At 72.9% G+C, this 26543-nt stretch carries 26 protein-coding genes and 1 pseudogene; 11 read left to right on the forward strand and 16 right to left on the reverse strand.

Annotated features, from left to right (window positions below):
- The first annotated feature begins 5 nt into the window (after positions 1-5).
- Complete coding sequence (locus A6A08_RS23725; RefSeq protein ID WP_073704847.1) at positions 6-767, forward strand: DUF4184 family protein; 762 nt, start codon at positions 6-8, stop codon at positions 765-767.
- Positions 768-776: 9 nt separating this feature from the next.
- Here the strand turns inward: A6A08_RS23725 and A6A08_RS28980 are convergent.
- The 3 genes and pseudogenes from A6A08_RS28980 to A6A08_RS23740 form a co-directional block, all read right to left on the reverse strand.
- Positions 777-929: pseudogene (locus A6A08_RS28980) on the reverse strand (spore-associated protein A); the annotation flags it as partial.
- A gap of 1 nt (position 930) precedes the next feature.
- Positions 931-2487 carry a PQQ-binding-like beta-propeller repeat protein gene (locus A6A08_RS23735; protein WP_073704848.1) on the reverse strand — a complete coding sequence of 519 codons (1557 nt, stop codon included), beginning with the start codon at positions 2485-2487 and terminating at the stop codon, positions 931-933.
- 118 nt (positions 2488-2605) lie between these two features.
- On the reverse strand, positions 2606-3226 hold the full coding sequence (locus A6A08_RS23740; protein WP_073704849.1) for a YigZ family protein: 621 nt from the start codon (positions 3224-3226) through the stop codon (positions 2606-2608).
- Positions 3227-3352: 126 nt separating this feature from the next.
- Between A6A08_RS23740 and A6A08_RS23745 the strand changes: the two genes are divergently transcribed.
- The 3 genes from A6A08_RS23745 (at position 3353) to A6A08_RS23755 (ending at position 5207) form a co-directional block, all read left to right on the forward strand.
- On the forward strand, positions 3353-4006 hold the full coding sequence (locus tag A6A08_RS23745; RefSeq protein WP_073704850.1) for a metalloregulator ArsR/SmtB family transcription factor: 654 nt from the start codon (positions 3353-3355) through the stop codon (positions 4004-4006).
- Between the two features lie 33 nt (positions 4007-4039).
- The gene (locus A6A08_RS23750; RefSeq protein ID WP_242422845.1) at positions 4040-4522 is read left to right on the forward strand and encodes a DUF3291 domain-containing protein; all 483 of its coding nucleotides are present in this window, start codon (positions 4040-4042) and stop codon (positions 4520-4522) included.
- Positions 4523-4586: 64 nt separating this feature from the next.
- Complete coding sequence (locus A6A08_RS23755; protein ID WP_073704852.1) at positions 4587-5207, forward strand: superoxide dismutase family protein; 621 nt, start codon at positions 4587-4589, stop codon at positions 5205-5207.
- A gap of 76 nt (positions 5208-5283) precedes the next feature.
- Here A6A08_RS23755 and A6A08_RS23760 read toward each other — a convergent pair whose 3' ends face one another.
- Together A6A08_RS23760 and A6A08_RS23765 are read right to left on the reverse strand one after the other, a co-directional pair.
- Positions 5284-6000, reverse strand: coding sequence for a YidC/Oxa1 family membrane protein insertase (locus A6A08_RS23760; protein ID WP_073704853.1), 717 nt, complete (start codon positions 5998-6000; stop codon positions 5284-5286).
- A 189-nt stretch (positions 6001-6189) separates the two neighbouring features.
- Positions 6190-6480 carry a DUF6412 domain-containing protein gene (locus A6A08_RS23765; protein ID WP_073704854.1) on the reverse strand — a complete coding sequence of 97 codons (291 nt, stop codon included), beginning with the start codon at positions 6478-6480 and terminating at the stop codon, positions 6190-6192.
- A gap of 228 nt (positions 6481-6708) precedes the next feature.
- Here A6A08_RS23765 and A6A08_RS23770 point away from each other — a divergent pair, with 228 nt between their 5' ends.
- Entirely contained in the window at positions 6709-7026 is a 318-nt protein-coding gene (locus tag A6A08_RS23770; protein WP_073704855.1) for a hypothetical protein, read from the forward strand.
- 3 nt (positions 7027-7029) lie between these two features.
- Here the strand turns inward: A6A08_RS23770 and A6A08_RS23775 are convergent, their stop codons facing one another.
- Both A6A08_RS23775 and A6A08_RS23780 read right to left on the reverse strand, forming a co-directional pair.
- A complete protein-coding gene (locus A6A08_RS23775; protein WP_073704856.1) occupies positions 7030-7992 on the reverse strand; it encodes a sugar kinase in 963 nt (320 codons plus the stop codon).
- Complete coding sequence (locus A6A08_RS23780; RefSeq protein WP_073704857.1) at positions 7992-9587, reverse strand: amidohydrolase family protein; 1596 nt, start codon at positions 9585-9587, stop codon at positions 7992-7994. Before A6A08_RS23780 ends, A6A08_RS23775 begins: the two co-directional genes overlap by 1 nt.
- 209 nt (positions 9588-9796) lie before the next feature.
- On the opposite strand from A6A08_RS23780, the gene A6A08_RS23785 reads away from it, so the two are divergent.
- Positions 9797-10177: a RidA family protein gene (locus A6A08_RS23785; RefSeq protein WP_073704858.1), complete on the forward strand. Its 381-nt coding sequence runs from the start codon at positions 9797-9799 to the stop codon at positions 10175-10177.
- Positions 10178-10224: 47 nt separating this feature from the next.
- Here the strand turns inward: A6A08_RS23785 and A6A08_RS23790 are convergent, their stop codons facing one another.
- The 4 genes from A6A08_RS23790 to A6A08_RS23805 form a co-directional block, all read right to left on the reverse strand.
- Positions 10225-10881 (reverse strand): cyclopropane-fatty-acyl-phospholipid synthase family protein, encoded by a 657-nt coding sequence (locus A6A08_RS23790; RefSeq protein ID WP_073704859.1) that lies wholly within the window; start codon positions 10879-10881, stop codon positions 10225-10227.
- Positions 10882-10980: 99 nt separating this feature from the next.
- Complete coding sequence (locus tag A6A08_RS23795) at positions 10981-11592, reverse strand: TetR/AcrR family transcriptional regulator (protein ID WP_073704860.1); 612 nt, start codon at positions 11590-11592, stop codon at positions 10981-10983.
- A 189-nt stretch (positions 11593-11781) separates the two neighbouring features.
- Positions 11782-12231 carry a GNAT family N-acetyltransferase gene (locus tag A6A08_RS23800; RefSeq protein WP_073704861.1) on the reverse strand — a complete coding sequence of 150 codons (450 nt, stop codon included), beginning with the start codon at positions 12229-12231 and terminating at the stop codon, positions 11782-11784.
- 198 nt (positions 12232-12429) lie between these two features.
- On the reverse strand, positions 12430-13686 hold the full coding sequence (locus tag A6A08_RS23805) for a cell division protein DivIVA (protein ID WP_073704862.1): 1257 nt from the start codon (positions 13684-13686) through the stop codon (positions 12430-12432).
- A gap of 395 nt (positions 13687-14081) precedes the next feature.
- Between A6A08_RS23805 and A6A08_RS23810 the strand changes: the two genes are divergently transcribed.
- From A6A08_RS23810 to A6A08_RS23820, 3 genes are all read left to right on the forward strand, one after another.
- Positions 14082-14633 carry a gamma carbonic anhydrase family protein gene (locus A6A08_RS23810; RefSeq protein WP_073704863.1) on the forward strand — a complete coding sequence of 184 codons (552 nt, stop codon included), beginning with the start codon at positions 14082-14084 and terminating at the stop codon, positions 14631-14633.
- Positions 14634-14919: 286 nt separating this feature from the next.
- Entirely contained in the window at positions 14920-15498 is a 579-nt protein-coding gene (locus A6A08_RS23815; RefSeq protein WP_073704864.1) for a hypothetical protein, read from the forward strand.
- A 150-nt stretch (positions 15499-15648) separates the two neighbouring features.
- Positions 15649-16383, forward strand: coding sequence for a hypothetical protein (locus A6A08_RS23820; protein WP_073705040.1), 735 nt, complete (start codon positions 15649-15651; stop codon positions 16381-16383).
- Positions 16384-16399: 16 nt separating this feature from the next.
- Here the strand turns inward: A6A08_RS23820 and A6A08_RS23825 are convergent, their stop codons facing one another.
- The 4 genes from A6A08_RS23825 to A6A08_RS23840 all read right to left on the reverse strand — a co-directional run bounded on the left by A6A08_RS23825 (position 16400) and on the right by A6A08_RS23840 (position 20358).
- The gene (locus A6A08_RS23825; protein WP_073704865.1) at positions 16400-17590 is read right to left on the reverse strand and encodes a sensor histidine kinase; all 1191 of its coding nucleotides are present in this window, start codon (positions 17588-17590) and stop codon (positions 16400-16402) included.
- Between the two features lie 140 nt (positions 17591-17730).
- Positions 17731-18570 carry an ABC transporter permease gene (locus A6A08_RS23830; RefSeq protein ID WP_073704866.1) on the reverse strand — a complete coding sequence of 280 codons (840 nt, stop codon included), beginning with the start codon at positions 18568-18570 and terminating at the stop codon, positions 17731-17733.
- A gap of 54 nt (positions 18571-18624) precedes the next feature.
- Positions 18625-19620 (reverse strand): ABC transporter ATP-binding protein, encoded by a 996-nt coding sequence (locus A6A08_RS23835; protein WP_073704867.1) that lies wholly within the window; start codon positions 19618-19620, stop codon positions 18625-18627.
- A 93-nt stretch (positions 19621-19713) separates the two neighbouring features.
- Positions 19714-20358 carry a TetR/AcrR family transcriptional regulator gene (locus A6A08_RS23840; protein WP_073704868.1) on the reverse strand — a complete coding sequence of 215 codons (645 nt, stop codon included), beginning with the start codon at positions 20356-20358 and terminating at the stop codon, positions 19714-19716.
- Between the two features lie 51 nt (positions 20359-20409).
- Here A6A08_RS23840 and A6A08_RS23845 point away from each other — a divergent pair, with 51 nt between their 5' ends.
- On the forward strand, positions 20410-21714 hold the full coding sequence (locus A6A08_RS23845; protein ID WP_073704869.1) for an alpha/beta hydrolase: 1305 nt from the start codon (positions 20410-20412) through the stop codon (positions 21712-21714).
- Between the two features lie 118 nt (positions 21715-21832).
- Here the strand turns inward: A6A08_RS23845 and A6A08_RS23850 are convergent, their stop codons facing one another.
- Positions 21833-24043, reverse strand: coding sequence for a (Fe-S)-binding protein (locus A6A08_RS23850; protein ID WP_073704870.1), 2211 nt, complete (start codon positions 24041-24043; stop codon positions 21833-21835).
- A 617-nt stretch (positions 24044-24660) separates the two neighbouring features.
- Here A6A08_RS23850 and dnaK point away from each other — a divergent pair.
- The gene (gene dnaK, locus A6A08_RS23855) at positions 24661-26511 is read left to right on the forward strand and encodes a molecular chaperone DnaK (protein ID WP_073704871.1); all 1851 of its coding nucleotides are present in this window, start codon (positions 24661-24663) and stop codon (positions 26509-26511) included.
- The last annotated feature ends 32 nt before the right edge of the window (positions 26512-26543 follow it).

The raw sequence follows: 26543 nt of genomic DNA on the forward strand, positions 1-26543 counted from the left end.
AGGCCGTGCCCCTCACCCCCAGCCACGCCGCGGCGGTCCTGCCCCTGGCCCGCACCCGGCTGCCGCTGCCGGCCCTGGTCGTCGGTTCGGTCGCACCCGACCTGCCGTACTACCTGCCCCTGCCGGTGGCCGCGACGACCACGCACGGCCTGTCGGGGCTGTGGGCGGACGTGCTGCTCGGCGGCGCGGTGCTGGCGGTGTACGCGTACGTGCTCCGGGCCCCTCTGTACGCGCTGGCGGGGCGGGGCCCCGCGCCGCCCGTCCGCGTGCCCCGATCCGCGGGGGAGGCGGTGCGCGCGCTCGCGCTGACCGCCGCCGCCCTCGCGGTGGGGGCGGCCACGCACATGGCCTGGGACTCCTTCACCCAGACGGGCGGCGCACTCGTCCGCGCGTGGCCGGTGCTGAGCACCCCCGTCGTGGGTCCGCACCTGCTCCACAACGTGCTGGTGTACGCCGGTTCGGCCCTCGGCCTGGCCGCTCTGGCGTGGTGGGTCCGCCCAAGGCGCGGCCGCCGCACGGTCCCCCATGCGGCCCGCACCGGCCGCGGCGGCCCGGAGGCGGGCGGCCGCGTGTGCACGGCGGCGCTGGCGGCCGTCGCCGTGTGCGCGGCCGCGGGGGCCGTGGCGGGCGGTCTGTCCGAACGCGCCGCGGTGGGCGGCTACGACCTCGTGCGCTGCCTGCTCGTCGGGGCCCTCACCGGCACCGGGGCGGGCCTGGTCGCCTGGACCGCCGCCTGGTGGGCCCGGTTCCCCGGGACGGCGCGCTGAGGGGACGGCTCAGCCGCAGTCGGTGCCGTTGCGCACGACCCACTCGTCGCCGATCACGCCGCCCCAGTCCACGCACCGGCCCGCGGCCTCGACGTAGACCTGGCCGGCGTACTCCGTCCAGTCGCCCGGATCGGTCCGCCACGAGGTGGAGTCGCTGCGTTTGTCAGCCGGACCCGCCGTCGGAGGCCCCGGCGGACTCGGCGGGTTCTGAGGGACCGGCGTCCGTGGGTCCCGCCGAGGGGGCCTCCTCCGGGGGCGGCCCGTAGACGAAGCGCTGCCGGTCCTGGACGAGGACGGCGTGCCCGCTCTCGGTGACCGCCTCCACGTACGCGGGCATCTCGTCCTCGACCACGTCCATGGTGACCGCCTCGAACACCAGCTGCCGGTCCCCGCCCGTGTTGGCGCGGGAGTCCCCGTAGACGAGTCCGTCGAAGGCGAAGGCCGGGGAGATCGAACCGGCGTCCTCCTCCAGGCCCCACAGGACCTCTCCGTCGGCCAGGCCGATGGCGACCACGGGGGCCTCACCGCTGGCCTGGGGCAGCAGCAGAGTGCCGGTGGCGTCGTCGTACAGGCTGCCCGCGACCCCGGACGGATCGAACGCTCCGGCGACCGGGTTCGCGCCCGGCTCCTCCAGGGTCCACAGCAGGTCGCCGGTCTCCGGATCGTGCGCGGAGAGCGTGGAGGGGGTCTCGGGCTGGGCCCAGCGCAGCAGCAGGACCTCCTCGGCCCCGTCCTCTGCGGCCTCCCCGCCGTTCCCGCTGGGCTCCTCGTCCCCGCTGGGCTCCTCGTCCCCGCTGGACTCCTCCCGCGGCCCGTTCACGGAGCCGGGCAGCGGATAGAAGCCGATCACCTGCGGCGCGGGGACGGGCGCGGAGGTGGGCAGGCCCAGGTCCGCGTCCTCGCCGTCCACCGTCCACAGCTCCTCGCCCCCGGGACCGGCGTCGTCCCCGGCGTCTTCGTCGGAGTCCTCCTCGGAGCCGACGGAGTACGCGTGCAGGGCGGGACCGCCGGAGGCGAGCAGGACCAGGCCGTCCCGGGCGGCCACGGGCACGCCCAGGTCGGGCTCCTCCCCGGACTCCTCCGGCGCGTCCTCGGCGGCCTCTCCGTCCTCCCCGCCCTCCTCGGACACGGGTTCGGGCGGTGCCTCGAAGTCGTAGGACCACAGCTCGTCGCCCCCGGCGTCCAGCAGCGAGAAGGCGCCGTGGGGCTCCTGTGCGCTCCACCCGCCGGGGCGGCGCACGGCGAGGCCGTCGAGGTAGGCGTCGCCCTCCTCCGCGGGCTCCCACAGCCGCTCGCCACGGGAGTCCAGGACGAACGGGGTCCCGTCGGCGTCCGCCATGAGCAGGACCCGCTCGCCGTCGCGGCCGGTGTCGAACCCGCGGAAGCGCGCCTCGCCCTCCCACAGGGTCTCGCCGGTGGCGGCGTCGTGCAGCAGGTGGCGGTCCTCCCCGCCGGAGCTGATGAGGAAGGCGTCCCCGACGGGGCTGATCCGCACTCCGAGGGGGTCGTCGAGGATGTCGTGGGCGTGCGCGGTGTCACCGTGCAGGTACCGCAGCACCTCGCCCTCGATCCCGGGCGGCGCCTCTCCGTCGAAGGCGGTGGGGACCGGGCTCGGCTCCTCCTCCGACGGGGGCTCGGGGTCCGGATCGCCTGTGCACGCGGCGGCCAGCAGCACCGCGAGGCCACAGGTCAGGGCCTGGGGCACCCGTGAGCTGCGCATGGACGGTTTCTCCCCACGAACGATGACGTTTACGGCAAAATCCTAAGCCGCGCCGGGGTATGCCGACACCCGCGGGCCATCACTCGTTACAGCTGTGGAACGTCGTGCGCGCCGGGGATCACGGCTCCACCTCCACGACCGTGGTGCCCCTCACCTCGAACTCCGCCCTGCCCCCGCTCAGCTCCGCCAGGCGGACCTCGAAGTCGGGGAGCCCGTCCTCGGGCAGGGCCACCTCGATGCGGACCCGGTCGGCGTAGGCGACGTCGCGCACGGTCAGGGAGGAGTCGCGCAGGTCGCTCTCCAGGCGTCCGCCGAGCACGTAGTCGGTGAACACGTCCACGACGAGGAGCCGGCGGCGTTCCAGGATCCCGAACTCGTCCACGGCGGCGGACACCGCGCTGCCGTAGGCCCGGATCAGCCCGCCCGCGCCGAGCTTGACCCCGCCGAAGTAGCGGGTGACCACGGCGACGGTGTCGGTGAGCCGCCGGTGGCGCAGCACCTCCAGCATGGGCACCCCGGCGGTCCCGGCGGGCTCGCCGTCGTCGCTGGAGCGCTGCACGCCGCCCTGGTCGCCGAGCACGTAGGCGGTGCAGTTGTGGTTGGCGCTCCAGTGCTCCTTGCGGCGTTCGGCGATGAAGGCCCGTGCGGCCTCCTCGCCGTCCACCCTGGCCAGCGCGCAGATGAAGCGGGACTTCCTGATCTCCAGCTCGTGTTCGCCGCCGCGTCTGATCGTTCGCATGTCGCCTGTTCGGCAGGGGTCGTGGTCGTCCACCAGTGTCCCATCCCGGTGGCGGCGCCGGTCACCCGGCGGATCCGCGGGGGCCGGCGGGGGAACGCGGTGGGCCCGCGCGCGGACAATGGGGGCATGGACGACTCCTCGATCGACGCGGCACAGGCCCTGGCCGACCCCGTGCGCCGCAGGCTGTACGAGTACGTGGCGGCGGCGGACGGCGAGGTCGGCCGCGGGCAGGCCGCCGACGCGCTCGGCATCCAGCGCACCCTGGCCGCGCACCACCTGGACCGGCTGGCGGACGCGGGACTGCTGGAGGTGTCCCGGCGCAAGGTGAGCGGCCGGGAGGGGCCGGGTTCGGGCCGCCCGGCCAAGCTGTACCGGCGCGCCGACCGGGAGCTGTCCCTGCACCTGCCCCCGAGGGACTACGAGCTGGCCGCGCACGTGCTGGCGGAGGCGGTGGAGCGGCACGGCGCCGAGGAGGCCCTGTACGCGGCGGCGCGCGAGGAGGGCCGCCGGATCGGGGCCGGGAACCGGGACGGGACGCTCGCCGAACTGCTGCGCGCGCGGGGGTACGAGCCCGGGGAGGAGCCGGAGGCCGGCGGCGTACGCCTGCGCAACTGCCCCTTCCACACCCTGGCGCGCACCTTCCCGCCGCTGGCCTGCGGGCTGAACCTGGAGCTGCTGCGCGGTGTACTGGAGGGGCGCGGCGAGGACGGCGTGCGGGCCCGGATGGACGCCCGGCCGGATCGCTGCTGCGTGGTGATTTCCAAAAATAATGATCATTGACATAGAAGCGCGAACCGTGGTGTGCTGTGCGCCATGAGCGCGACCCCCTCCCCCGGCCACCACCTGGCCCAGATCAACGTCGGCATCCTGAAGGCGCCCCTCAGCGCCCCCTCCATGGCGGGGTTCACCGCCCGGATCGACCCCGTCAACGCCCTGGCCGACAGAGCGCCCGGATTCGTGTGGCGGCTGGTCGAGGAGGGCGAGGGCGACGCCACCGGCCTGCGGCCCTTCGGCGACGCGCTCCTGATCAACTACTCCGTCTGGGAGGACGTGGAGTCGCTGTGGAACTTCACGTACCGGAGCGAGCACCTGGAACTGCTGCGCGGCCGCAGGGAGTGGTTCGACCGCCTCAAGGAGGCGCACCTGGCCCTGTGGTGGATCCCCAGCGGTACGATCCCCACAGTCGAGGAGGCCGGAAGGCGCCTGAGTCTGCTGCGCGAGCACGGCCCCACCCCGGAGGCCTTCACCCTCAGGACGTCCTTCCCACCCCCGGCAGATCGCGCTCCGCACGCCTAGTCATCATTTGAACACCTTGGGTAGTCTTGCGGGCGACAGTCGAGAACACACCGGGAGTTCCGTCATGCGCACGACACCACTCTCCGTCGGCCTGGCCCTGACAGCGATCCTCGCCTCCGGATGCGCGCAGTCCGAGCCGGCCTCCAGCGACGGCTCCGCCTCCTCCGAAGCCACCTCGGGGACCCAGCCCACCGCCTCCCCCATGGTGACCGCCTCCACCTTCCTGCCGCCCGGCGAGGGCACGGGCGCCATCACCTACGACGAGACCGCCGTACCCGCGGGCGCCACCTCCGACGTGCAGGTGCGCGAGCAGGACGGCGGGACCTACGTGCAGTTCACCGGCACCGACCTGGCGCCCGAGCGCGACTTCGGCGCCCATGTGCACACCCGGCCCTGCGGCGAGAAGCCCGGGGACGCGGGCCCCCACTACCAGAACGAGGCCGATCCGGCCGCCACCGAGGACGAGCCCTCCTCCGACCCCGAGTACGCCAACCCCGAGAACGAGGTCTGGCTGGACTTCACCACCGACGAGAACGGCAACGCCTACGCCACCTCCACGGTGGACTGGGAGTTCCGCGAGGGCGAGGCCCGGTCCCTGGTACTGCACGAGCACCACACCAGCAGCGAGCCCGGCGAGGCGGGCACCGCCGGGGACCGCCTGGCCTGCGTCAGCGTCGACTTCTGACGCCGGCGGCCCCTCCCCGGACGCGAGGTCCGGGCAGGGGCCCGCGGGAGGCGGGACGGGACCGCCGCGTCCCCGCTCAGTCGGGGATGATCCGGCGCAGGAGGAGCCGCTCGCCCAGTGCCCAGGCACCGGAGGTCAGCAGGTACAGGCCCGCGGCCAGCGGCACGAAGACGGCCACCACCACGGTCGTGAACTGCATGTAGCTCAGGGCGCCCGCCTGCGGCCGGCCCGGGTCGGCCACCGCGTCGGCCCGCATGGCGGGCAGCATGAGGTAGCGGCGGCTCGCCCAGGCCACGAGGGCGATCAGGGCGATGACGACGGCGAACACGGGCGCCACGGACAGGCCGTCGGCACCGGCCGCCATGGTCGCGCCCAGCTCGACACCGCCGAAGGCGTGGTCGAGCATCGGCTCCTCGATCCCCCCGGCCCCGATGAACACGCCGTAGAGCGCGACCATGACGGGCATCTGCGCCAGGGAGGGCAGGCAGCCCGCCAGCGGCGAGGTACCCGCCTCGGCGTAGACCCTGCGCTGTTCGGCGGCGAGCCTCTCGGGGTTCTTGCCGTGCCTGGCCTTGACCTCGGCCAGTCGCGGGGCCAGGCGCGCGCGGGCCTTCTCCGCGCGGACCTGCATCACCCCGAGGGGGACGAGCAGCAGGCGCACGATCACGGTCAGGACCACGACGGAGAGTCCGGCCGCCAGGCCCGCGGTGAGGGGTGTGAGCAGTGAGGTGAGGGTGGCGAGAGTCGTCGAGAGCAGGGTCATGGCGGCCGCGATCGGCCCGAAGCTGTACAAGGTCGGATGGCCCTTCGTCCGGTGGGGAGAGATCAGACGTCGGGCCGCTCGCGGCCGCCTACCCGTGGGGTCCGCGGGGTGTCCGGGGCGGTCGGCGCCCCGGACCCGCCGACGCGCGGGGGCGCCGGAGAGCACACGGGCACGCGTGCACACCGGCACGTGCCGAAGGCGGGGAAGGTGCGGGAGCGGTCAGCGAGCGGCCGGGAGGGCCGCGCCGGGCGCTCTCGGACGGGGCCGCCCGGGGGCGTCGGGGTCGCGGAGGGCGGGCACGGGCGCGCGCGCCGACCTGCGGCGCATCGCGTGGGCCGCACCCGTGGCCGTGTCACCCGCGGGCCACGGGCCCGCGCCGTACAGGACGCACAGGGCGACGGCCGCGCCGACGGTGGCCAGCAGCAGGGCCAGGGTGTCGGGGGCGGGGAGGAGTTCGGCCGGGACCACGCCCAGCATGAGGAACTCGAGGAACGCGAGCACGAGGCTCATGGCGCCCTCCCTCCTCGCTCGCGGCAGGACCGCATCCTATCCGCCGCGCTCCCGGCCGACAACGCGCCTTCCGCCCCCGGACCGGCACGGCCTGGAGAAATCCGCCGACACTCCGCCCGGGCTCCTCTCGGTTCGCGTGATCCTGTAGCTAAATGACACAGAGTAACCAACTCAGTACTCGCCAGGAGCCGTCGCGCCCGTGCGAGCCCGGCAGAGAAGGGGAATCACGTGCCGATCCGCCCTGCGAACCTCGCCACCATGTCCGCCACCATCGCCGGAGCGATCGCCGGACTCTCGAACAGGGAGGAACAGGCGCCCCCGGTCCGGGTCACCTTCGAGTCCGGCTACGAGCAGACCCTGGAGAACGGGGGGTGCCGCACGCTCAAGACCGGGCAGGGCGGCGTCACCGGGATCACCACGGAGAGCAAGGTCAGGTTCGCCCTCTTCGCCGGCACGAGCTGCCAGGGCAGCCGCGCGCTGGCCTCCGGGCACGGCTCGGTGAGCTTCGGCGACCCGGTGCTCGCGGGCGCCATCGTCATCGGCTGACCGTCACCGCCCCGCGTGCGCGCGGATCTCGGCGACGCCCTCGGGCAGGGCCTCCAGGGTGTCCCCGGGTGAGCACAGAACCGCTCCGGCGACCGCGTGGCCGAGGGCCAGCCGCCGCTCCACGGGCAGGCCGTCGAGCAGCCCGGACAGGAACCCCGCGGCGAACGCGTCGCCCGCGCCGACCTCCTCGACCACGTCCACCGCGGGAGAGGGCACGAACACCGCGCCGTCCGCGTCGAAGCAGGTCGCGCCGTGCTCGGCGTCCTTGACCACCAGCACCGGGACCTCGGGCAGCACCGCGCGCACGTCCTCGGCGGCCGGGGTGCCCCACAGCCGTTCGGCCTCGTCCCGGCCGACGAACACCACGTCCGCGCGGCGGGCGAGGTCGAGCAGCACCGGCGCGGCGGCCTTCGGAGGCCACAGGGCGGGCCGGTGGTTGACGTCGAAGGAGCGCAGCACGCCGTTGCCGGCCCCGTGGTCCAGCAGGTGCTCCACGAGCGCGGCGGCCCGCGCCGACAGCGCCGGGGTGATGCCGGACAGGTGGACGGCGCGTGCGCCCCGCGACCACACCCTGTCGGCGTCGGCGGCCGACAGCGCGGACGCGGCCGACCCGGCGCGGTAGTACAGCACCCCCGCGCCGCCCGGAGCGGTGTCCTTGACGTACAGGCCGGTGGGGCGCCCGGGGTCCACCTCCACGCCGCGCACGTCCACGCCCCACTCGGCGACGGCCTCGGTGACGATCCTGCCGAAGGGGTCGTCGCCGACCCGGCTGACCCAGGCGGCGGTGTGCCCCAGGCGGGCCAGGGCGACCGCCACGTTGGACTCGGCGCCGCCGGTGCCCAGGACGAGCTTCGTTCCGGCGTCGAGCGCCTCGGAGGAGGCGAGCACGGCCATGGTCTCGCCGACGCAGACGACGTCGACCTCGCAGGCCGACCCGCTCCCGTCGCCGTTCCGGCACTCGGTCATCAGCGGTTCCTCCGAACGGATCGGCCGGGCAGGCGGTCGGTGCGGCGGCCGTCCCGGACGGTGAACTCGCCGGACACGAGGACGTGGTGGATGCCCCGGGGGGCGAGGCGGGGCTCGTCGTAGGTGGCGCGCGCGGCCACGGTGTCGGGGTCGAAGACCACCAGGTCGGCGACCGCCCCCGTCTGGACGACGCCCCGGTCGGTGAGGCCGAGTCTTCGGGCGGGCCGCGAGGTGAGGTGGCGGACGCACTCCTCCAGGGTGAGCACACCGAGTTCGCGCACGTAGTGGCCGAGGTAGCGGGGGAAGGTGCCCCAGCCGCGCGGGTGCGGCTTGGCGCCGACGAGGATGCCGTCGCTTCCGGCGGTGTGGGATCTGTGCCGCATGATGGTGCGGATGTTCTCCTCGTTGCCGACCTGGAGCAGGCAGCCGCTGCGCAGCTCGTCGGCCACGAGCAGGTCCGCGTAGAGGTCGGCCGGCTTCTCGCCGCGCCTCTCGGCGAGGTCGGCGACGGAGGAGCCGACGGCCCAGGACAGGGCGGGGTCGCCGACACCGGTGACGACGATGGCCGACCAGTCCATGGGGACGCCGTGGTTGCCGTCGGTGCCCTCGACCTCGATCTCGTGCAGGACGCGTGCCCGGGTGGGGGCGTCGCGCAGGCGCTCCAGGGTGGCGGCGGTGCCGCCGGCCTGGGCCCAGCCGGGCAGCGGGGCGCCGAGGTGGGTGGCGCTGGCCCGGTAGGGGTAGCTGTCCAGGGTGACGTCGAGCCCGTAGCGGACGGTGGCCTCGTCGATGGCGTCGAGGACCTCGGGGGCGCGTCCGCGGTTCCGGGGGAAGTTGACGTGGCAGTGCGCGAGGTGCAGGGCCACCTGGGCGCGGCGGGCGATCTCCAGGCACTCCTGGTAGGACTCCACGACCCGGGAGCCGTAGTTGCGGTGGTGGGGGCAGTAGTAGCCGCCCGCGGCGTGGACGGGTTCGAGCAGCGCGGTGATCTCGTCGTCGGTGGCGTACATGCCGGGGGTGTAGGTCAGACCGGTGGAGAGGCCGTGCGCGCCGTCGTCCATGCCCTGGGCGACGATCCGGCGCATGCGGTCGAGTTCGCCGGGGGTGGGCGGGCGGTCGTCACCGCCGACGACCATCATGCGGACGTTCCCCTGGGGGACGAGGCAGGCGACGTTGACCGGGGAGCCCGCGTCGATCCGGTCCAGGTAACCGCCGACGGTGCGCCAGGAGTGGTCGATGCGGGGGCGGCCGTTCCATCCTGCCAGGCGGGCGCGGAGCTCCTCGGCGGTGTCGTCGGTGACGGGGGCGTAGCCGAGGCCGTCCTGGCCGAGGACCTCCAGGGTGACGCCCTGGAGGGTCTTGGCCTCGTGCGCGGGGTCGGCGAGGACGGCCAGGTCCGAGTGGGAGTGCATGTCGATGAAGCCGGGGGCGACCGCCAGCCCGTCCACGTCGACGACGGTGCCGGTGGTGCGCGCGCCGCCGGGCGGGAGGACGCGGCTGATCCGGCCCTGGCGCAGGACGAGGTCGGCGCGGCGGGAGGGCCCGCCGGTGCCGTCGACCACCCGTCCGCCGGTGAGTACGGTCTCGGACTGCACTGTTCCTCCGATCGAAGTGCCGATCCCCGCCGGAGCGGCGCGCCGCCGCCGGTGTGTCGGTGTGGCCCAAGATACGCTGTCGGAAAGACAATTGGTAACTTTGTTGCCAATAAATGCGGCCGCAACCGCTCCGCATCGGCACGGGCACCGGCGCGTGCGCATGCACGCGGCACCCGGCGAGGCCCCACCCCCAGCGAAGGAGTCCACGGATGTCCAAGAAGGCGATCCGCACCGACAACGCCCCCTCCCCGGCCGGCGCGTACAGCCAGGGAGTCGTCGCGGGCGGGTTCCTGTACACCGCGGGCTTCGGGCCCCAGGAGCCCGGGACCGGCCGGGTGGCGCCGACCGTGGGCGAGCAGACCGCCCAGGTGCTGGCCAACGTCTCCGCCGTTCTCGCCGAGCACGGCCTGACCCTGGACGACGTCGTGAAGGCGACCGTCCACCTGGAGAACCTCAAGGCGGACTTCGCCGAGTTCAACGCCGTGTACGAGAAGCACTTCACGGCTCCCTACCCCGTGCGCACCACCGTGGGATCGGACCTCGCGGACATCCTGGTGGAGATCGACGTGGTGGCCAAGCTCCGCGACTGACGTACCCCGAGGGGCGTCCGGTGCCTCCGGCCGCCCCTCGGGAGCGGTCAGGCGCGACGGCGGGCGCGGACCACCACGTCGTGCACGGTGTGGGTCCTCCCGTCCATGGTGACCGTCCCGGGACGGGCCTCGTCGACCAGCACGGTCCACTCGCCCTCCGGCAGGGCCGCCACCACCTCGTCGCCCGTGTAGAACATCTCGGGGATCGGCGGGCGCGGCACGCCCTCCTCCAGGTCCCGGGGATGGTGCGCGACGACCAGGAGTTCTCCCCCGGGCGCGACCGCCGAGGCCAGCGCCGGGAAGAGCCGTGCGCGGTCCTTCGGCCCCAGATGCATGAACTGCGACGTCACCAGGTCGAACGCGCCCTCGGGCGGGGTCCACGCGGTCACGTCCGCCCGCGTCCACGTGATGCGCCCGGCCACGTCCCCGCCGTGTTCGCGGGCGTGGGCCCCGCCCTTCTCCAGGGCCACGGCCGAGATGTCCACCGCGGTCACCCGCCAGCCGCGCCCGGCCAGCCAGACCGCGTCGGCGCCCTCGCCGCTGCCCACGTCCAGCGCCCGGCCGGGAGCCAGGTCCGCGGCCTCGGCCACCAGGTGACGGTTGGGGTCCGCGCTCCAGATCCGCTCGTCCGAGCGGTAGCGCTCGTTCCAGAAGTCCTCGCCCATGTCCTCGAGCGAGGGGTTCTCCGGGTGTTCCCGGGTCATGTGCACCACCTCCGCGCCCCACTCTCCCCACAGGCTCCGCGGCGCGCGAGGTTCTTTGCCGTAACGGCAAGGACATGTCCCGTCGGCGTTCCCGGGCCCTCAGCCCTCCCCGGGGCCCTCCGCCTCGCCGAAGTCCTCCAGGCACAGGTCCAGCAGGGCCTGGAGCCGCCTCGTGAGCAGCTCGCGGTCCAGGGCGCGCAGCGCCGTCGCCCCCTCGACCAGCCGCACCCGGGTCAGCCCCAGCATCACCGCGGCCATCAGCGACGCGTGCGCCCGTGCGCCGTCCGCGCCCAGGTAGGCCGTCAGGGGGTCGATCATCGCGCTGGTGATCCTCCCCTGGTAGACCGCCTGCAGGTCGGGGTCGCCCGCGGAGTCGTCCAGGGCGCGCTGGAGCGCGGTGCCCTCGCCGTGCAGGCGGCTGACCGCGTGTTCGGCCAGGCGCCGCGTGAGGGTGGCGGGGTCGCCCTCGATCAGCCCGGGGAAGACGCCGTCCTCGCGGAGGATCTCGGTGAGCAGCCCGCGCTTGGCCCCGAAGTAGCGGTTGATCAGCGCGACGTTGACCCCCGCGTGCGAGGCGATCATCCTCGACGACACCGAGCCGTACCCCTCGTTGGTGAACAGCTCCTTGGCGCTGGCGAGGATGCGGGCCCTCGTCGCCTCCCGGCCCCGAGTCGGCCCGGAGACACCTCCGGTCTCCTCCGGACGGTCCATCTACACACCCCTTGGCGGCTGTGATCCGGCTTGCGGTCCTCCAGGTTGGCACCTTCGCGAACCCAGCGCATACCGGAACGTGGGTAGAGACATCGATTCGACAGGTCAGCAGTGCCCGCCCGTACCCCGAGAGCGGCGCTGCCGTGTCCGGCGCGGCGGCGGGAGCCGGGGCCGGGGCCCCGATCCCGGTCAGAGGTAGCGGCGGAAGCCCTCCGCAGAGCTGTCGAAGCCCAGCGAGGCGTAGAACCGGTGGGCGCCGTGCCTGCTCTCGTGGGACAGGAGCTCCACCTTGTAGCACCCCGCCTGCGTCGCCCGGTCCAGCGCGTCCTCCATCAGGGCCCGGCCGATGCCCCGGCCCCGGGTCAGGGGGTCGACCACGAGGTTGTCCACCACCGCCCAGGGCTGGGCGTCGTGGGTCAGGTTGGCCACCACCAGCAGGCCCAGGGTGCCGATGATCTGCCCCCGCTGCTCGGCGACGAGGATCGTGCGGTCGGGGTCGTTCTCCATCCTCGTCCAGGCGCGTACCGCCGCGGAGGACATGCGGACGTGAGCGCTCTGCGCGTGGGTGGCGTCGCCGAGCTCCCTGAGCAGACGCAGAATCGCACCGAGGTCGGACCTGATGGCCGCGCGGATAATCATGGCTGTCGGCATCGTAGCCGACAGCCTGCGACAAGGCGGACGTCCCCCTACAACCGGCCACAAAACACCAGGGGGCGGGGACTACGTCCCCACCCCCGGAGAACCGTTCCGTGCGAGGGTCGACGTGCCGGTTCCCCGTCGTCGCGGCGCACGGTGCACGGGCGGCGCGGGTCGGGTCGGGTCGGGTGTCGGGGCTTCCTACGGCTTGCGGATGATCCGCACGCCCTCGTCGCCCTTGGGAGGCTGGTTCGGGCCGGACTGCTGCCCCGGGCCCGGCTCCGGCTGCCGGTAGACACCGGTGATGCCGGGGTCGCCCGCGGGGGCCTGCCGATCCGAGTGGCCCTGCTGCGGGCCGGACTGTCCCTGCTGCGGGCCCTGGGCGCCCTCCGGCGCGGGGGCGTCGAAGCGGGCGCCCTGCGGAGGACGGGGTGCGGCCTGGGCCCCCTGCTTCTCCTCCCCGGACGTGGCCTTCCCGTCCTTCTGCGGGTCCTGTGCGTCCTGCTCCGGCCGGGCCACCGGCTTGATGCGCACGGTCGCCTCGTCCGCCTCCTGCTGGAGCGGGGGCAGCTTGGTGGTCGTCTCGGTGGAGTCCTCCTTGCGCTCCGGCTCGGACCCGGCCTCCTGGGCGGGCTTGGCCGCCTCCGGCCGGCCGGCCTCGGGGTGCCGGCCCCCGGCGCCGCGCTCCTGGGGCTTGGCCGCCTCCTGCTTGCCGGAGGCGGGCTGCGCGGCCTGGGCGGACTTGTTCCGGGCGGGCTTGGCCGGACCGCCCTGCCTGCCCTCCTGGCCCGGATCGGAGGGCGCCTCCTCCCGGGCGAGCCCGGCCTCCAGCGCGCCCGCCTTGTCCTCGGCCGCGACCAGTTCGGCCAGGGTCGAGTGCATGTCCTTGAGGCGGCGCAGCGCCTCGGAGTGCGTGGCGGTGAGCGTGGCGAGCCTGCGGTCCGCCGTGTCGTGGATCTTCTTGGCGCGCGCCTCGGCCTCGCTCAGACGGCGCTCGCCCTCCTTCTTGGCCTGCTCGCGGAGCTGGTCGGCCTCCTTCTTGGCGCTGTCGACCATCTCGTTGGCCTCCGAGCGCGCGGAGGAGATGACCCGCTCCGCGTGCTGCTCGGCGTCCCTGCGGTGCTTGGCGATCTCCTCCTGGGCCTTCTTCTCGGATTCCCTCACCTCGGCCTCGACCCTGGAGCGACGCTCCTTGGCCTCCTCCTCGGCGATCCGCAGGATCTCCGCCATGCGCTCACTGATCTGCTCGTGCTCAGGCTTGACCTGGGCCTTCTCGCGGGCGATGGCAAGGTCGCGCTTGTACTGCTCCAGCTCGTCGTCCAACCGCTGCAGGCGCTCGCGGAGGCTCTTGACCTGGTTGTCCATCCGTACGTAGTAGTCGTCGACGTGCGCCTTGTCGTAGCCGCCCTTGCGCACTGTCGGGAACCTGTCTTGTTGCAGTCCGCCGCCCGGCAACATATCGCTCATGTGCCTTTCATGTCCTTACACCGTTCGACTGCACGTCGCAGAAGGTGAGAGTTGACCCGTACCCATTGTCACAAGGACACCCATCGGGCCCTGTTAGCGACATCCGCCCGATAGTGTCCTTTTCCGCGCCGGCTCGGCCGTGTGGGGCTCCGGTCGAGGGCGGAGCGTAACGTCGTGGACACCGTCCAGACGACCAAGGTAGGCACGCGCGGCGCGACCGCGTCAAGGTCCTTCGACCGGCGCATCGCCGTGCGGTCCCTGGTCACGTTCTTACTAAGGTATGCGCGATCATCCCCGTACGGGGGCAGAGCGGTCAACTTCCCGCTGATCCGGCCCCTCGCGGGGGATACGGACACGGCGGCACGGGACTCAGGGAGGGCCACGGTATGGACAGTGCGAGGGAGAACGGGGCCGCGGGGCCGCGTGTGGGCGGCGCCGGCTTCGGCCGGCCGGAGGTCCACCCCACCGCGTGGATCGCGCCCGGCGCGGTCGTGGTCGGCCGGGTGCGCCTGGGCGAGCGGAGCAGTGTCTGGTACGGGTCGGTGCTGCGCGCCGACACCGAGGACGTCGTCGTCGGGGACAGGGTCAACATCCAGGACCAGTGCGGTCTGCACTCCGACCCCGGGGAACCCGCCGTCCTGCACGACGACGTGAGCCTGGGCCACAAGGCGATGGTGCACGGCGCGGTCGTGGAGGAGGGCGCGCTCATCGGTATCGGCGCGATCGTCCTGGGCGGCGCCCGCGTGGGCCGGGGCGCGCTGGTCGCGGCGGGATCCCTCGTGCCGCCCGGCAAGACCGTCCCGCCGGACACCCTCTGGGCGGGCGTGCCCGGCAAGGTGGTCCGCGAGCTGAACGACGACGACCGGCTCGTGCTCCAGCACACGCCGGCCCACTACGCGGCGCTCGCCGTGCAGCACCAGGACGTCACCTGGGAGTAGGGGACGGCCGGACGGCCGGGACCGGAGCGGGGACGCCTGCCGCCGGACACCGGTGGAGGGATCCGGCACGGTGGCCCGAAAGCACCGCACCGGCCGTTCCTGGCTAACACGGGTGACCCCTCTTCTGGTCCTCACGGGTCATGTGCGGGCCCCGCGCGCCCGCGTAGCCTTGAGGACGCATGCCGCGTGGGGCCGGTTTCGTCGCGCCCGGGCCCACGCCAGCCCCATCCGGGGCGACCGGTACACCCTTTCCGCGACACCGTTCGTCGCCGGGAGGTGAGTGCACGTGGAACACGACACGCGACCACGACCGCGTGACCACGCCACCCTCCACGACCACGTCGCGCTGGACGAGATCGAGCTGTACGCCGAGGTGCTCATCGCCGTGGCCGACGCCGACCACCGGCTCACCCACGCCGAGATCGACCGTGTCCTCGGGGTCTCGCCCCCGGACGGCGCAGCCGTGCCCGCCGGCGGGACGCCGGCCCCGCGGACGGACACGGCGGGCGAGCGGTGCTCGCGGCCGGTCCGGCCCGAGAAGCGGTCCGCGCCCCGGAGCGAGGCCGGGGAGACCACCCACGGGACCGGGACCGGCCGTCCCGCGGGCCCCGAGCGGCCGCCCGGCCCCACGGGGCCGACCGGACCCCCTCCGCGCACCCCGGACCGGGGCCCGGTCACCCGGCCGCCCAAGCCGTGCGAGGAGGAGCCCGAGGCCCGCGTGCTCCCCGCCACCGGGCCGCTGTTCCCGGAGGCGCGCGTCCTGCCGGAGGCACCACCGTTCACCGACATGCTCCCGGTGCCGTTCGACGGGCCCCTCGCCGCGTGGTTCCCCTCCGGCCTCCCCCTCGCCCCCTGGACGTCCTGACGGGACGAGCAGGTTCCCCCGAACCCGGTCCCCGGCGGAGAACGGCCTCATCCGGCCACCCCCGTCAGGTCCATCCCGCCCTCTCACGGGGTATTGCCCCTGCGGGACGCCCCCTCGCGTCCCGCGGCCAACACCTACCAGGAGAGGTACATGCAGTCAGAGGACCCGGACCGCCAGGCGCCCCGGAGCGGTGTAGGCACGCGCCCACGAGACCGGGAGGAGCCCGGCTCCGCGCGCGGGGCGACACTGACCGTCGCGCTCACCGCGACCTTCGCCTTCCTGCTGGCCACCGCCGCCGGCCTGGTCTGGCTCCTGTCCGGCGAAGGCCCCCTCTCCGGTGCGGGGGACGCCGTCTCCGGCGGGAGCGGGGAGCCCGCCGAACCGGGAGACTCCGCGGCCGGGGACGCCGGCGGGGACACCCCGGCGCCGGAGGGCACGGTCGAGGACCCCGCGTCGGGGCTGTCCTACCGGCTCCCCGGCGAGGACTGGCGGCGGCTCGGCGACGACGAGGTCCCCCCGGAGTACTCCTCGTACGCGGTGTACGGGTCCCCGGACGAGCCGGACGCGTTCATCGTGACCGGCAGCGAGGGCCTCGGCCCGGCCGAACCGCCGTCCGCGGCCGGGGCGCGCCTGGCCCTGGACGCGCTGGGCGGCCTGGTCGCCGACCCCGGGTCGCTCCGGGTGGAGCCCTCCGGCCCCGCCGAGGTGGACGGCTCCCCCGCCTTCGAGGCCGCCGTGAGCGGTGGGGAGGAATCCTACGGCCGGTTCCTGCTGGTGGAGACGGGCGACCGGAAGGGCGGGTTCGTCCTGGGGCTCAGCACGGGCGGAGGCCAGGACGCCTCCGACGCCATCGACGAGGCCTTCGAGACGGTCGACCTCCTCTGAGGCGGCCGGGAGGGCCTCAGAGGGGGACCACGGCACGGAGCAGGAAGCCGCCGTCCCCGGTGTGCGCCGCGGACAGGGTGCCTCCGCTCATCGAGACGCGCTCGGACAGTCCCGCCAGTCCGTTTCCGGAGGACCCCTCCACGGCTCCGTCCCCGCGCGCCCGGTCGTTGGACACCTCCACCACCAGGACCCGTCCCACCGCGGTGTCCCTGGTCGGTGTGAAGGCGATCTGGCACTCGGTGGCGTCGCTGTGCCGCAGCACGTTGGTCACGCCCTCCCGGACCACCCACGCGGCCAGCGACGCCCGTTCCGGGGGCAGCGCCAGGCCGTCCAGTCCGGTGACGGACACCCGGGTGCCGTTGGCGGCCAGGACGGAGCCCACCGCGTCCACCTCGTCCGCGAGGTCGACCTCTCGGTAGCCGCTCACCGCCGCGCGCACCTGCTGGAGCGCCTTGCGGGCGAGTTCGTGCACCTCGGCCATCTCCGCCGCGGCCCTGTCCGGAGCGCGCTCGGCCAGCCTGCCCGCCAGTTCGGCCTTGACCGCCAGGGCCGACAGGCTGTGGCCGAGCAGGTCGTGCATGTCCCGGGCGAAGCGCAGGCGCTCCTCGGTGACCGCCAGCTGGGCGCGTGCGGCCTGGCCGCGGACCGCGTCGTTGGTGACGTCCCACAGCCAGAGCGAGGCGAGGGAGCCCGCGGCCAGGACCAGCGCCCAGGCGATCGCGGAGGCCCACATCACCAGGTAGGCGAGGAGGTCGATCTCCGCGGGGGTGAACGGGATGAGCAGCCAGGGCACCACCATCAGTCCCAGGGTGACCAGCGCTCCGCGCCTCCGGGACGCCACGAACACCCCGATTCCCCACCACGCGGCCAGGAAGAACATGGAGAAGAGGGGGTTCTGGAGGGCGGCGGCACCGATGACGGCCAGCGCGACCGAGCCCCAGTAGAGCCGGGGGGAGGGATCCCGCCGTCCGTCGAGCCTGCTCCGCAGCAGCAGCACGAGCACGAGGCAGAGCAGGACCGCGGCGACCTCGGCGAGAAGGGGGCGCCAGAGGGAGTAACGCTCCTCTCCCGTGGTCGCCTCCGCCAGTGGGAAGAGGACCAGCGCGACGAGCAGGAACGATATCGATCCCAGGATGATGAGCCTGGCGACGCGGAGTTTGCGGTCGTTGCGGGAGTCCTCGACCGGCGGTGTCCCGTGCTCTGTCAACGCGGTGTCTCCTCCTGGGGCGGTTCCCGACCGGGCCGGGTCCCCTCCCCGGCCCTCGTGTCCACACCTGTGGACGGATCCAGTGTGCCGCGACGGGGAGACCGTCCGTCCCCGGCCTCCCCGTCCCGTACCGCCGCCACTCAGGGCTGGCGGGGGTCCCACCTGAAGTACCGGCGCACCAGCAGCCCCAGCACCGCGATCCAGGCGAGCATGACGCCGATGGAGGGCAGAGCCGCGATCCACAGTCCGAGGTAGCTCTTCTCCTCCCCCGTTCCGAAGCCCCGGAAGGCGTCGTAGCCGGAGTAGGCGGTCTGGGCCATCTCCCCGGCGGGGACGGAGGGGAGGAAGCCGAGGACCAGGCGGGCGCTCTCCGGCAGGGACTCCAGCGGGATGATGCCTCCGCCCAGGAACAGCAGGACCATCATGGGCAGCATCGAGACCATCTGGGCGGCCTCGGCGTTGCGGACGACCGGGGTGAGGAGCAGCCCCATCAGGGAGAACATGACGGCGCTGAGGACGACGGCGACGACGAGCATCAGCGGGTCCTGGGGGAGGCTCCCGAAGACGGCGAAGACCAGGACGGCCACCACCACCGCCATGGCCAGGGAGAGGGCCACCACGACCGCGATGACGCCGCCGAAGATCGCCTGCTGGGGCACCCCGCTGACCCGCAGCCGCTTGAGGACCAGCGCCTCCCGCCGTGCGGTGAACACGTTGGAGGGGTGGCCGACGCCCAGGATGAGTCCGATGGAGCCGATGGTGGCGACCATGGCCATCTGCCCCGTCCCGAACCCGGGAACGATCTCGTTGTTCGGGAGGTTCATGGCCATGAAGGCGAAGAACGGCGGTAGGACCAGGTACATCCAGGCGGTCTTGTACCGCACGAACAGGGTGAACTCGGTCCGGGTCAGGCGCAGGCCCTGCTTCAGCGGGCTGACGGCGGGTCGGGGGCGCCGCGGGGCGGCGGTGGTCGTGCTCATGTGTGCTCCTGGCATCTGTGGAGGACGGCGGGGGGCGTGCGGGCGGGAGGCCGATCAGTCCGGGACGAGGTCCGACGCGCCGTCCGCGACCTGGAGGAAGACGTCCTCCAGGGAGGCACCGCGCACCTGGAGGTGCTTGAGCGTGGTCCCGTGTTCGTCGGCCCAGGCGATCAGCGCCGCGACCGTGCGGTGCGCCCGGTCGGCCACGTCCTCGCCCCCGGCCGTGTAGGTGGCCCACAGGACGTGGTCGCGGGTCTCCACGGCCAGTTCGGTGCCGGGCAGGTCGGGCAGGTCGGCGGTGCGCACGCCGGGGGACAGGGCGAAGCCCACCCGGTCGCCCCAGCCCGCGAGGACGTCCTGGAGCGTCCCCTCCACACGGACCTCGCCGCGGTGCATGATCGCCAGCCGGTCGGCGAGCCGCTCGGCCTCCTCCAGGTAGTGGGTGGTGAGCAGGACCGCCACGCCCTCGCTCTTGAGGTCGTTGATGATGCGCCACGTCTCGATACGGCCCTCGGCGTCCATACCGGTCGTGGGCTCGTCCAGGTAGAGGACCTCGGGCCTGGTCAGCAGCGCCAGCCCCAGGTCCAGGCGGCGCTTTTGCCCTCCGGAGAGCTGGCGGACCGCGACCCCACGCCTGTCCGCCAGGCCGACCAGCTCCAGGACCTCGCCCCCGTCACGGGGGGTGGCGGCGAGGTCGTGGGCGAGGTCCATGGTCTCGCCGACGCTGAGGTCGTCCAGCAGGCCGCTGCCCTGGAGGACGGCGTTGGTGCGCTCGCGGACCCCCGCGGGCTGGCCGTGGGGGTCGAGGCCGAAGACCCGCACGGTGCCCGAGCTGGGGCGGCGGAAGCCCTCCAGGGTCTCGATGGTGGTGGTCTTGCCCGCGCCGTTGGTGCCGAGGAGGGCGAACAGCTCGCCGGGGTGGATCTCGAAGGAGACCCCCTTGACCGCCTCGAAGTCGCCGTAGTGCTGGTGGAGGTCGCGGACGACCACCGCCGGTCCGGTGGTGTCCCGGTGGCTGGGGGCGGCCGCGGTGTTCGCTGTCGTCGTCATGTGTCCAGACTCCCGTGGGCCGGGGTCCGCCGGACAGACTCCGTTGTCACCGGCCGCCGGTGTGGAACCTCCTGGTGGGCGCACTGACAAATGTCATCCGCGGCGCGTCCCCCGGCCCTCCCCGCCGGTGACGGCGGCGACGGCCGCCGACACGGCCGCGCGCTGGGCGTCCAGCGAGGCCCCCGGCGGACGGCGGACGGCGCTGAGCCAGATCCCGTCCACGAGGACCAGCAGCAGTTCCACCAGGGCGTCCGGGTCCTGGCCCGGCGCCAGCTCCCCCTGTTCGGCGGCCCAGCCGACGGCGGCGCGCAGGGCGGCGCGGGCCCGGGCGTCGAGTTCGGCGAGGGTGTCCGCGAAACCCGGGTCCACGGCGGCCCTCGCGTAGAACGCGGACCAGACGCGGGCCTCGGCCAGGCGCTCGTCGTCGGTGGGCAGCAGGTCGGTGAGGACCCGGCGCAGCCCCTCCGCGAAGGACAGCCCTCCGGGACCGACACGGATCCCGGAGAACCGCCGCGACACGTTGGCGAGCGCCTCGCGCAGGGCGAATCGGAGCAGGTCGTCCTTGGTGCCGAAGTCGCGCTGGACGGCCCCCACGGAGAGTCCGGCCTCGGCCGCCACGGTACGGATGCTGACGCCCTCCAGGCCCTCTCTCGCGGCGATCCGCCGGAGCGCGGCGGCCACGTGGCGGCGGCGTTCGTCCTTGTCTACGTACCTGGGCACGGCCGTATTCTGGCACATCCTCCGTTTTGATACAGTCGTATCGATACATTCGTATCGAAAGGAGGACGCATGACCCCCCGACGTTCCGCACGAGACCGCCTGGCCGCCACCGGACGCTGGGCGGCGACCGTTGTGGCGGGCGCGACCGCCCTCCTCGGCATGGGCGCGGCGGCGCTCGTCCTGCTGCCGCCGCCCTCCTGGACGGCGTGGCGGTTCGGCCTGCTGGCACTGGAGTTCAGCCTGGTGTTCGCCGTTCTGGCCGCCCTCGGCCTGCTGCTGTCCCTCCCCGCCTCGGTACGGCCCCGGCGGCGCGCCGGGACGGAGACCGGACGGCGCCCGCGCACCGGGGCCGCCGTGGCGGTGCGGAGGCGGCGCCTCGCGGCGGTGGCCGCCGCGGCCAACGCCGCCGTACTGGCCGCGGCACTCGTCCCGCCCGCGGCGATCTGGTCCACCGCCCGCGCCGAGGGTGTCCCGCTCGACCTCGGCGAGTACACCGCCGGGCTCGCCACCAGCGCCGACCGCGAGCCCGGGACCCGCGTCTACCTGCGGACCGGCGGGTCCGGTGCCGCAGGCGCCTCCGCATCCCAGGACCTGGAGGTGGACGTGTGGGAGCCGAAGGAGCGGGAGGACGACTCCCCGCTGCCGGTCGTGGTGAACGTCCACGGGGGCGCGGACGACCTGCCGCAGAGCTTCCTCCCCCGCTGGGACACGTGGCTCGCCGACCGCGGGCACGTGGTGTTCGACGTCGACTACCGCTACTTCCCCGACGGCGACTGGTCGGTACCGGTCTCCGACGTCAAGTGCGCGATCGGCTGGGCCCGCGAGCACGCCGGTGAGTACGGGGCCGACCCCGGGCGGGTCGCCGTCACCGGCCAGTCGGCGGGCGGCCTGCTCGCCCTCCTGGCCGGGTACACGTCGGCGGAGGAGATCCCGCCGAGCTGCGACGTGCCTGCCCCCGGCGTCGACGCGGTCGTGGCCTGGTACTCGGCGGCCGACGGGACGGCGGACGCCCCCGAGGTGCCGTGGCGCCAGCGGCACTCCCCGATCGGTGAGGAGCTGGCCGGGGACACCGTGCGGATGATGGGCGGCACCCCGGACGAGGTGCCCGGTGAGTACGCGATGATCTCGCCCCTCACCCACGTCCGCCCCGACACCCCTCCCACCCTGCTCATCATGTCCGGCCACGACCTGTTCCTGGGCGTGGAGGACAACCGCCGCCTCGCCGCGCGGCTCGACGCCGCGGGGGTGGAGCACCGACTCCTGGAGATCCCCTGGGCCGAGCACATGTTCGACCTGAACTGGGGAGGGTTCGCGAGCCAGGTGGCCCGGCACGGCGTGGACGGCTTCCTCACCGATCACCTCTCCCCCTCCTGAGGAGGCCCCGGGGCGGCCGCGGGGACGCGGGCCCACGGACGCGCCGGCCCGAACGCACGAGGGGCCGGGCACCGACCCGCGGTCGGTGTCCGGCCCCCGGAAGGCGCCGAGCCGGGCGTCAGCCCCGGGGCTGTGCGTCGGCGGCCTCGGGCTGCTTGGGAGCCTCCCGGACCGAGCGCAGCAGCAGCTGGGAGACGTCCACGACCTCCAGCGACTCCTTCGCCTCGCCCTGCGACTTCTTCTCGTTGATCGCGTCACCGAGCATGACCTGGCAGAACGGGCACGCGGTGGAGACGGTGTCGGGGTTGGTGGTCAGCGCCTCGTCCACACGCTCGGTGTTGATGCGCTTGCCGATCCGCTCCTCCATCCACATGCGCGCGCCGCCGGCGCCGCAGCAGAAGCCCCGCTCCTTGTGGCGGTGCATCTCCTGCGTCTTGACCCCGGGGACCTGCGCCATGATGTCGCGCGGCGGCGTGTACACCTTGTTGTGGCGGCCCAGGAAGCAGGGGTCGTGGTAGGTGATGTTCTCGTCCACGGAGTTGACCGGCGTGAGCCTGCCCTCCTCCACGAGCTTGGCCAGCAGCTGGCTGTGGTGGACGACCTCGTAGGTGCCGCCGAGCTGCGGGTACTCGTTGGCGAGGGTGTTGAAGCAGTGCGGGCAGCTGGCCACGATCTTCGTGACGCCGGCCTCGTTCAGCGTCTCCACGTTCTGCTGGGCGAGCATCTGGAAGACGTACTCCATGCCGAGGCGGCGCGCCGGGTCACCGGTGCAGGCCTCCATGCCGCCCAGGACGGCGAACTTGACGCCCGCCATGTCCAGCAGCTCGGCGATGGCCTTGGTGGTCTTCTTGGCGCGGTCCTCCAGGGCGCCGGCGCAGCCGACCCAGAACAGGTACTCGGTGTCCTCGGGCAGCTTGTCGTCGACGACCTGGACCTCGACCGGGTTCTCCTGGGAGGCCAGCTCCTCGATCCAGTCCATGCGCCGGTCCTCGGCCATGCCCCACGGGTTGGCCTTGTTCTCCAGGTTCTTCAGGAGCGTGTTGGCCTCGGACGGGAAGTTGGACTCGACCATCACCTGGTAGCGGCGCATGTCGAGGATGTGGTCGATGTGCTCGATGTCGACCGGGCACTGCTCGACGCAGGCACCGCAGTTGGTGCAGGCCCACAGCTCGTCGGGGTGGATGACACCGTTCTCCTCCTCGGTGCCGACCAGCGGCCGGTTGAGGAGGGAGAGGACGTCCACGCCCGCGTGGCTCTCGTCGGGCTTCTCGGCGAGGGTCTCCTCGGTGATGCCCTGGAGAAGGTACGGGGCCTTCTCGTAGGTGTGCGCCTGCAGGTCGAGGATGACCTTCTTGGGCGAGAGCGGCTTGCCGGTGTTCCAGGCCGGGCACTGGGACTGGCAGCGTCCGCACTCGGTGCAGGTGCTGAAGTCCAGCAGGCCCTTCCAGGTGAAGTCCTCCAGCTTGCCCGCGCCGAACGGGTCCTCGTCGGGGTCGGCCTCCTCGAAGTCGAGGGGCTTGGTGCCGGACTTGTCCATCATCTGCTTGGCCGCGCCCAGGGACGGGGACCCGTCGGCGTTGCGCTTGAGGAAGATGTTGACCGGCGCGATGAAGCGGTGCCAGCCGATGCCCATGGTGAGCACGCGGGCGATGACGATGAAGAACAGGTAGCTGATGATCAGCTTGAACGCGGCGACCAGGGCGATGGCGGGCTCGGCGATCGCGGGGTCGCCGGGCAGGACCGCGCCGAGGCCGGTGGAGATCGGCGTGGCCCAGGCCGGGAAGGGGAAGTCGCCCATCGCGGACTTGAGGCCGCGGATCACGAAGATCGAGATCAGCAGGCCCCACAGGTAGGCCTCGACGTAGTAGGCGGTCCAGTGCCGGGAGTTGGTGAACCGGGACTGGCGGCCCTTGCGCTTGGGGCCGTTGAGCAGCCGGTAGATCGTCAGGCCGACGATGCCGGCGAGGCTGGCCGCGGCGATGAACTCGATGACCAGGCCGTACAGGGCCCAGTCGTAGATGACCGGCAGCTTGAAGTGCGGGTCGAAGACCTCGCCCTGGGCCTCCACGACCGTGAAGACCAGCAGCGGGAACGAGATCATCACGAACCAGTGGGCGACGCCGATCCAGGGCCGCTTGAGCATCCGCCCGTGTCCGAGGATCTCGATGAGCGTCATGGTGAGCCGCTGACCGAACGGTCCCTTGCGCTCCGGCTCCACCGCACGGCCCACACCCACGGTTCGCACGATCTGGCGGATTCCCAGAGCGAACATGGTGAACGCGACCACGGCGAAGACCGAGGTGATGATGCCCAGTGTCAGGTACAGCATCGTCCGTGGCCTCCCATCCTGCTTCGTCGTCCGGTGCGCCACACACCGGCGGTCCAAGTCTATGTTACTTACGAGTAATAGCGCGGCCACCACCGGAGGGCCCGACCGGCCCCGAGAGACCCCCCGTGAACGCCGCCGCACACCCCCGGGCCTCGGAACCCGGCCGGGGCGCGCACGCCGGCGCCGGACGGCGCCGGCACGACGGGCCGCACGGATGCGGCCGAACGGGGCTCGGGCGCACCGCACGTCCTACCTATGTGTAGCGGACGGCGGTCACGGGACGGCGCGACGGGGGTATCGGTGACTTCACCGTTCCTCCCGATTCCCCCGTACCAGGTTGCGGCACGCACGGGAGTGAGGCGGCCACCGCCCCGGCACACCCCCCCCGGACATCCCTGAGGATCCCTGGTTTCCGAGTCAAGGATCTCCCCGAGTTGTCCCCGGGTTCACCCGCGTCCGCGCCGGAGAAGGCCCAGGCCGGGAACATCACGGGCGGGTCAACCGTTGTCAGGGCGTAGGACCTAACTTGAGTCGGGGCGACTCAACTGATTTGACAGCCGCCACTCGACGAAGCAAACTTACGCCTGAACGACTCAACCTTGACGGAGGAAGCAACCATGGCACGTGCGGTCGGAATCGACCTCGGTACGACGAACTCCTGCGTCGCTGTCCTGGAGGGCGGCGAGCCGACGGTCATCGCCAACGCCGAGGGCTCCCGCACCACCCCGTCCGTCGTCGCCTTCGCCAAGAACGGCGAGGTGCTCGTCGGTGAGGTGGCCAAGCGGCAGGCCGTCACCAACGTCGACCGCACCATCCGCTCGGTCAAGCGCCACATCGGCACCGACTGGACGGTGGAGATCGACGACAAGACCTTCAACCCCCAGCAGATCAGCGCCTTCGTGCTCCAGAAGCTCAAGCGCGACGCCGAGGCCTACCTGGGCGAGGACGTCACCGACGCGGTCATCACCGTCCCGGCCTACTTCAGCGACTCCCAGCGCCAGGCCACCAAGGAGGCCGGCACCATCGCGGGCCTCAACGTCCTGCGCATCATCAACGAGCCGACCTCGGCCGCGCTGGCCTACCACCTGGAGAAGGAGGACGAGGCCACGATCCTCGTCTACGACCTCGGTGGCGGAACCTTCGACGTCTCCCTCCTGGAGGTCGGCGACGGCGTCGTGGAGGTCAAGGCGACCAACGGCGACAACCACCTGGGCGGCGACGACTGGGACCAGGCCATCGTCGACTGGCTGGTCGAGCGCTTCAAGAACTCCAACGGCGTGGACCTGTCCAAGGACAAGATGGCCCTCCAGCGCCTGCGCGAGGCCGCGGAGAAGACCAAGATCGAGCTGTCCAGCTCCAGCGAGTCGGCGATCAACCTGCCCTACATCACGGCCTCGGCCGAGGGCCCGCTGCACCTGGACGAGAAGCTCAGCCGCGCCGAGTTCCAGCGCCTGACCGCCGACCTGGTCGAGCGGACCAAGACGCCGTTCCAGCAGGTCATCAAGGACGCCGGGATCCAGCTCAGCGACATCGACCACGTGGTGCTGGTCGGCGGCTCGACCCGTATGCCCGCCATCGTCGAGCTGGTCAAGGAGATGACCGGCGGCAAGGAGCCCAACAAGGGCGTCAACCCGGACGAGGTCGTGGCCATCGGCGCCTCGCTGCAGGCCGGTGTGCTCAAGGGCGAGGTCAAGGACGTCCTGCTGCTGGACGTCACCCCGCTGTCGCTGGGCATCGAGACCAAGGGCGGCGTGTTCACCAAGCTCATCGAGCGCAACACGACCATCCCGACCAAGCGCTCCGAGATCTTCACGACGGCCGACGACAACCAGCCGTCCGTGCAGATCCAGGTGTACCAGGGCGAGCGCGACATCGCCCAGTACAACAAGAAGCTGGGCGTCTTCGACCTGACCGGCCTGCCCCCGGCGCCGCGCGGCGTCCCGCAGATCGAGGTCACCTTCGACATCGACGCCAACGGCATCGTCAGCGTCACCGCGAAGGACCTGGGCACCGGCAAGGAGCAGTCCGTCACCATCTCCGGCGGTTCGGCGATGTCCAAGGAGGACATCGACAAGATGGTCCGCGAGGCCGAGCAGTACGCGGAGGAGGACCGCAAGCGCCGCGAGGAGGCCGAGGTCCGCAACAACGCCGAGTCCCTCGTCTACCAGACCGAGAAGGTCATCAAGGACAACGAGGACAAGGTCCCGGCGGACGTGCGCTCCGAGACCGAGGCGGCCATCGCGGAGCTGAAGACCGCCCTGGAGGGCACCGACGTGGAGGCCATCCGCTCCGCCAGCGAGAAGGTGGCGCTGGCCAGCCAGAAGATCGGTTCGGCCATCTACAGCCAGGGCCAGCAGGGCGCCGAGGGTGACGCGGGTCAGGGCGCCTCGGACTCCTCCGCCGACGACACCGACGTCGTGGACGCCGAGATCGTCGACGAGGACAACGGCAAGGGCAACCAGTCCTGATCCGCGGTCGAGCCGAGGAAGGAGACACGTCG

Source organism: Nocardiopsis sp. TSRI0078 (assembly GCF_001905145.1).
Classification (GTDB): domain Bacteria; phylum Actinomycetota; class Actinomycetes; order Streptosporangiales; family Streptosporangiaceae; genus Nocardiopsis.

What these genes read in the sequence shown, in the direction of transcription:
- A6A08_RS23735 (WP_073704848.1), bottom strand. Translation starts at nt 2,487, where the DNA reads ATGCGCAGCTCACGGGTGCCCCAGGCCCTGACCTGTGGCCTCGCGGTG.
- A6A08_RS23740 (WP_073704849.1), bottom strand. Translation starts at nt 3,226, where the DNA reads ATGCGAACGATCAGACGCGGCGGCGAACACGAGCTGGAGATCAGGAAG.
- A6A08_RS23745 (WP_073704850.1), top strand. Translation starts at nt 3,353, where the DNA reads ATGGACGACTCCTCGATCGACGCGGCACAGGCCCTGGCCGACCCCGTG.
- A6A08_RS23750 (WP_242422845.1), top strand. Translation starts at nt 4,040, where the DNA reads ATGAGCGCGACCCCCTCCCCCGGCCACCACCTGGCCCAGATCAACGTC.
- A6A08_RS23755 (WP_073704852.1), top strand. Translation starts at nt 4,587, where the DNA reads ATGCGCACGACACCACTCTCCGTCGGCCTGGCCCTGACAGCGATCCTC.
- A6A08_RS23765 (WP_073704854.1), bottom strand. Translation starts at nt 6,480, where the DNA reads ATGAGCCTCGTGCTCGCGTTCCTCGAGTTCCTCATGCTGGGCGTGGTC.
- A6A08_RS23775 (WP_073704856.1), bottom strand. Translation starts at nt 7,992, where the DNA reads ATGACCGAGTGCCGGAACGGCGACGGGAGCGGGTCGGCCTGCGAGGTC.
- A6A08_RS23785 (WP_073704858.1), top strand. Translation starts at nt 9,797, where the DNA reads ATGTCCAAGAAGGCGATCCGCACCGACAACGCCCCCTCCCCGGCCGGC.
- A6A08_RS23790 (WP_073704859.1), bottom strand. Translation starts at nt 10,881, where the DNA reads ATGACCCGGGAACACCCGGAGAACCCCTCGCTCGAGGACATGGGCGAG.
- A6A08_RS23795 (WP_073704860.1), bottom strand. Translation starts at nt 11,592, where the DNA reads ATGGACCGTCCGGAGGAGACCGGAGGTGTCTCCGGGCCGACTCGGGGC.
- A6A08_RS23800 (WP_073704861.1), bottom strand. Translation starts at nt 12,231, where the DNA reads ATGATTATCCGCGCGGCCATCAGGTCCGACCTCGGTGCGATTCTGCGT.
- A6A08_RS23805 (WP_073704862.1), bottom strand. Translation starts at nt 13,686, where the DNA reads ATGTTGCCGGGCGGCGGACTGCAACAAGACAGGTTCCCGACAGTGCGC.
- A6A08_RS23810 (WP_073704863.1), top strand. Translation starts at nt 14,082, where the DNA reads ATGGACAGTGCGAGGGAGAACGGGGCCGCGGGGCCGCGTGTGGGCGGC.
- A6A08_RS23820 (WP_073705040.1), top strand. Translation starts at nt 15,649, where the DNA reads ATGCAGTCAGAGGACCCGGACCGCCAGGCGCCCCGGAGCGGTGTAGGC.
- A6A08_RS23830 (WP_073704866.1), bottom strand. Translation starts at nt 18,570, where the DNA reads ATGAGCACGACCACCGCCGCCCCGCGGCGCCCCCGACCCGCCGTCAGC.
- A6A08_RS23835 (WP_073704867.1), bottom strand. Translation starts at nt 19,620, where the DNA reads ATGACGACGACAGCGAACACCGCGGCCGCCCCCAGCCACCGGGACACC.
- A6A08_RS23840 (WP_073704868.1), bottom strand. Translation starts at nt 20,358, where the DNA reads ATGTGCCAGAATACGGCCGTGCCCAGGTACGTAGACAAGGACGAACGC.
- A6A08_RS23845 (WP_073704869.1), top strand. Translation starts at nt 20,410, where the DNA reads ATGACCCCCCGACGTTCCGCACGAGACCGCCTGGCCGCCACCGGACGC.
- A6A08_RS23850 (WP_073704870.1), bottom strand. Translation starts at nt 24,043, where the DNA reads ATGCTGTACCTGACACTGGGCATCATCACCTCGGTCTTCGCCGTGGTC.
- dnaK (WP_073704871.1), top strand. Translation starts at nt 24,661, where the DNA reads ATGGCACGTGCGGTCGGAATCGACCTCGGTACGACGAACTCCTGCGTC.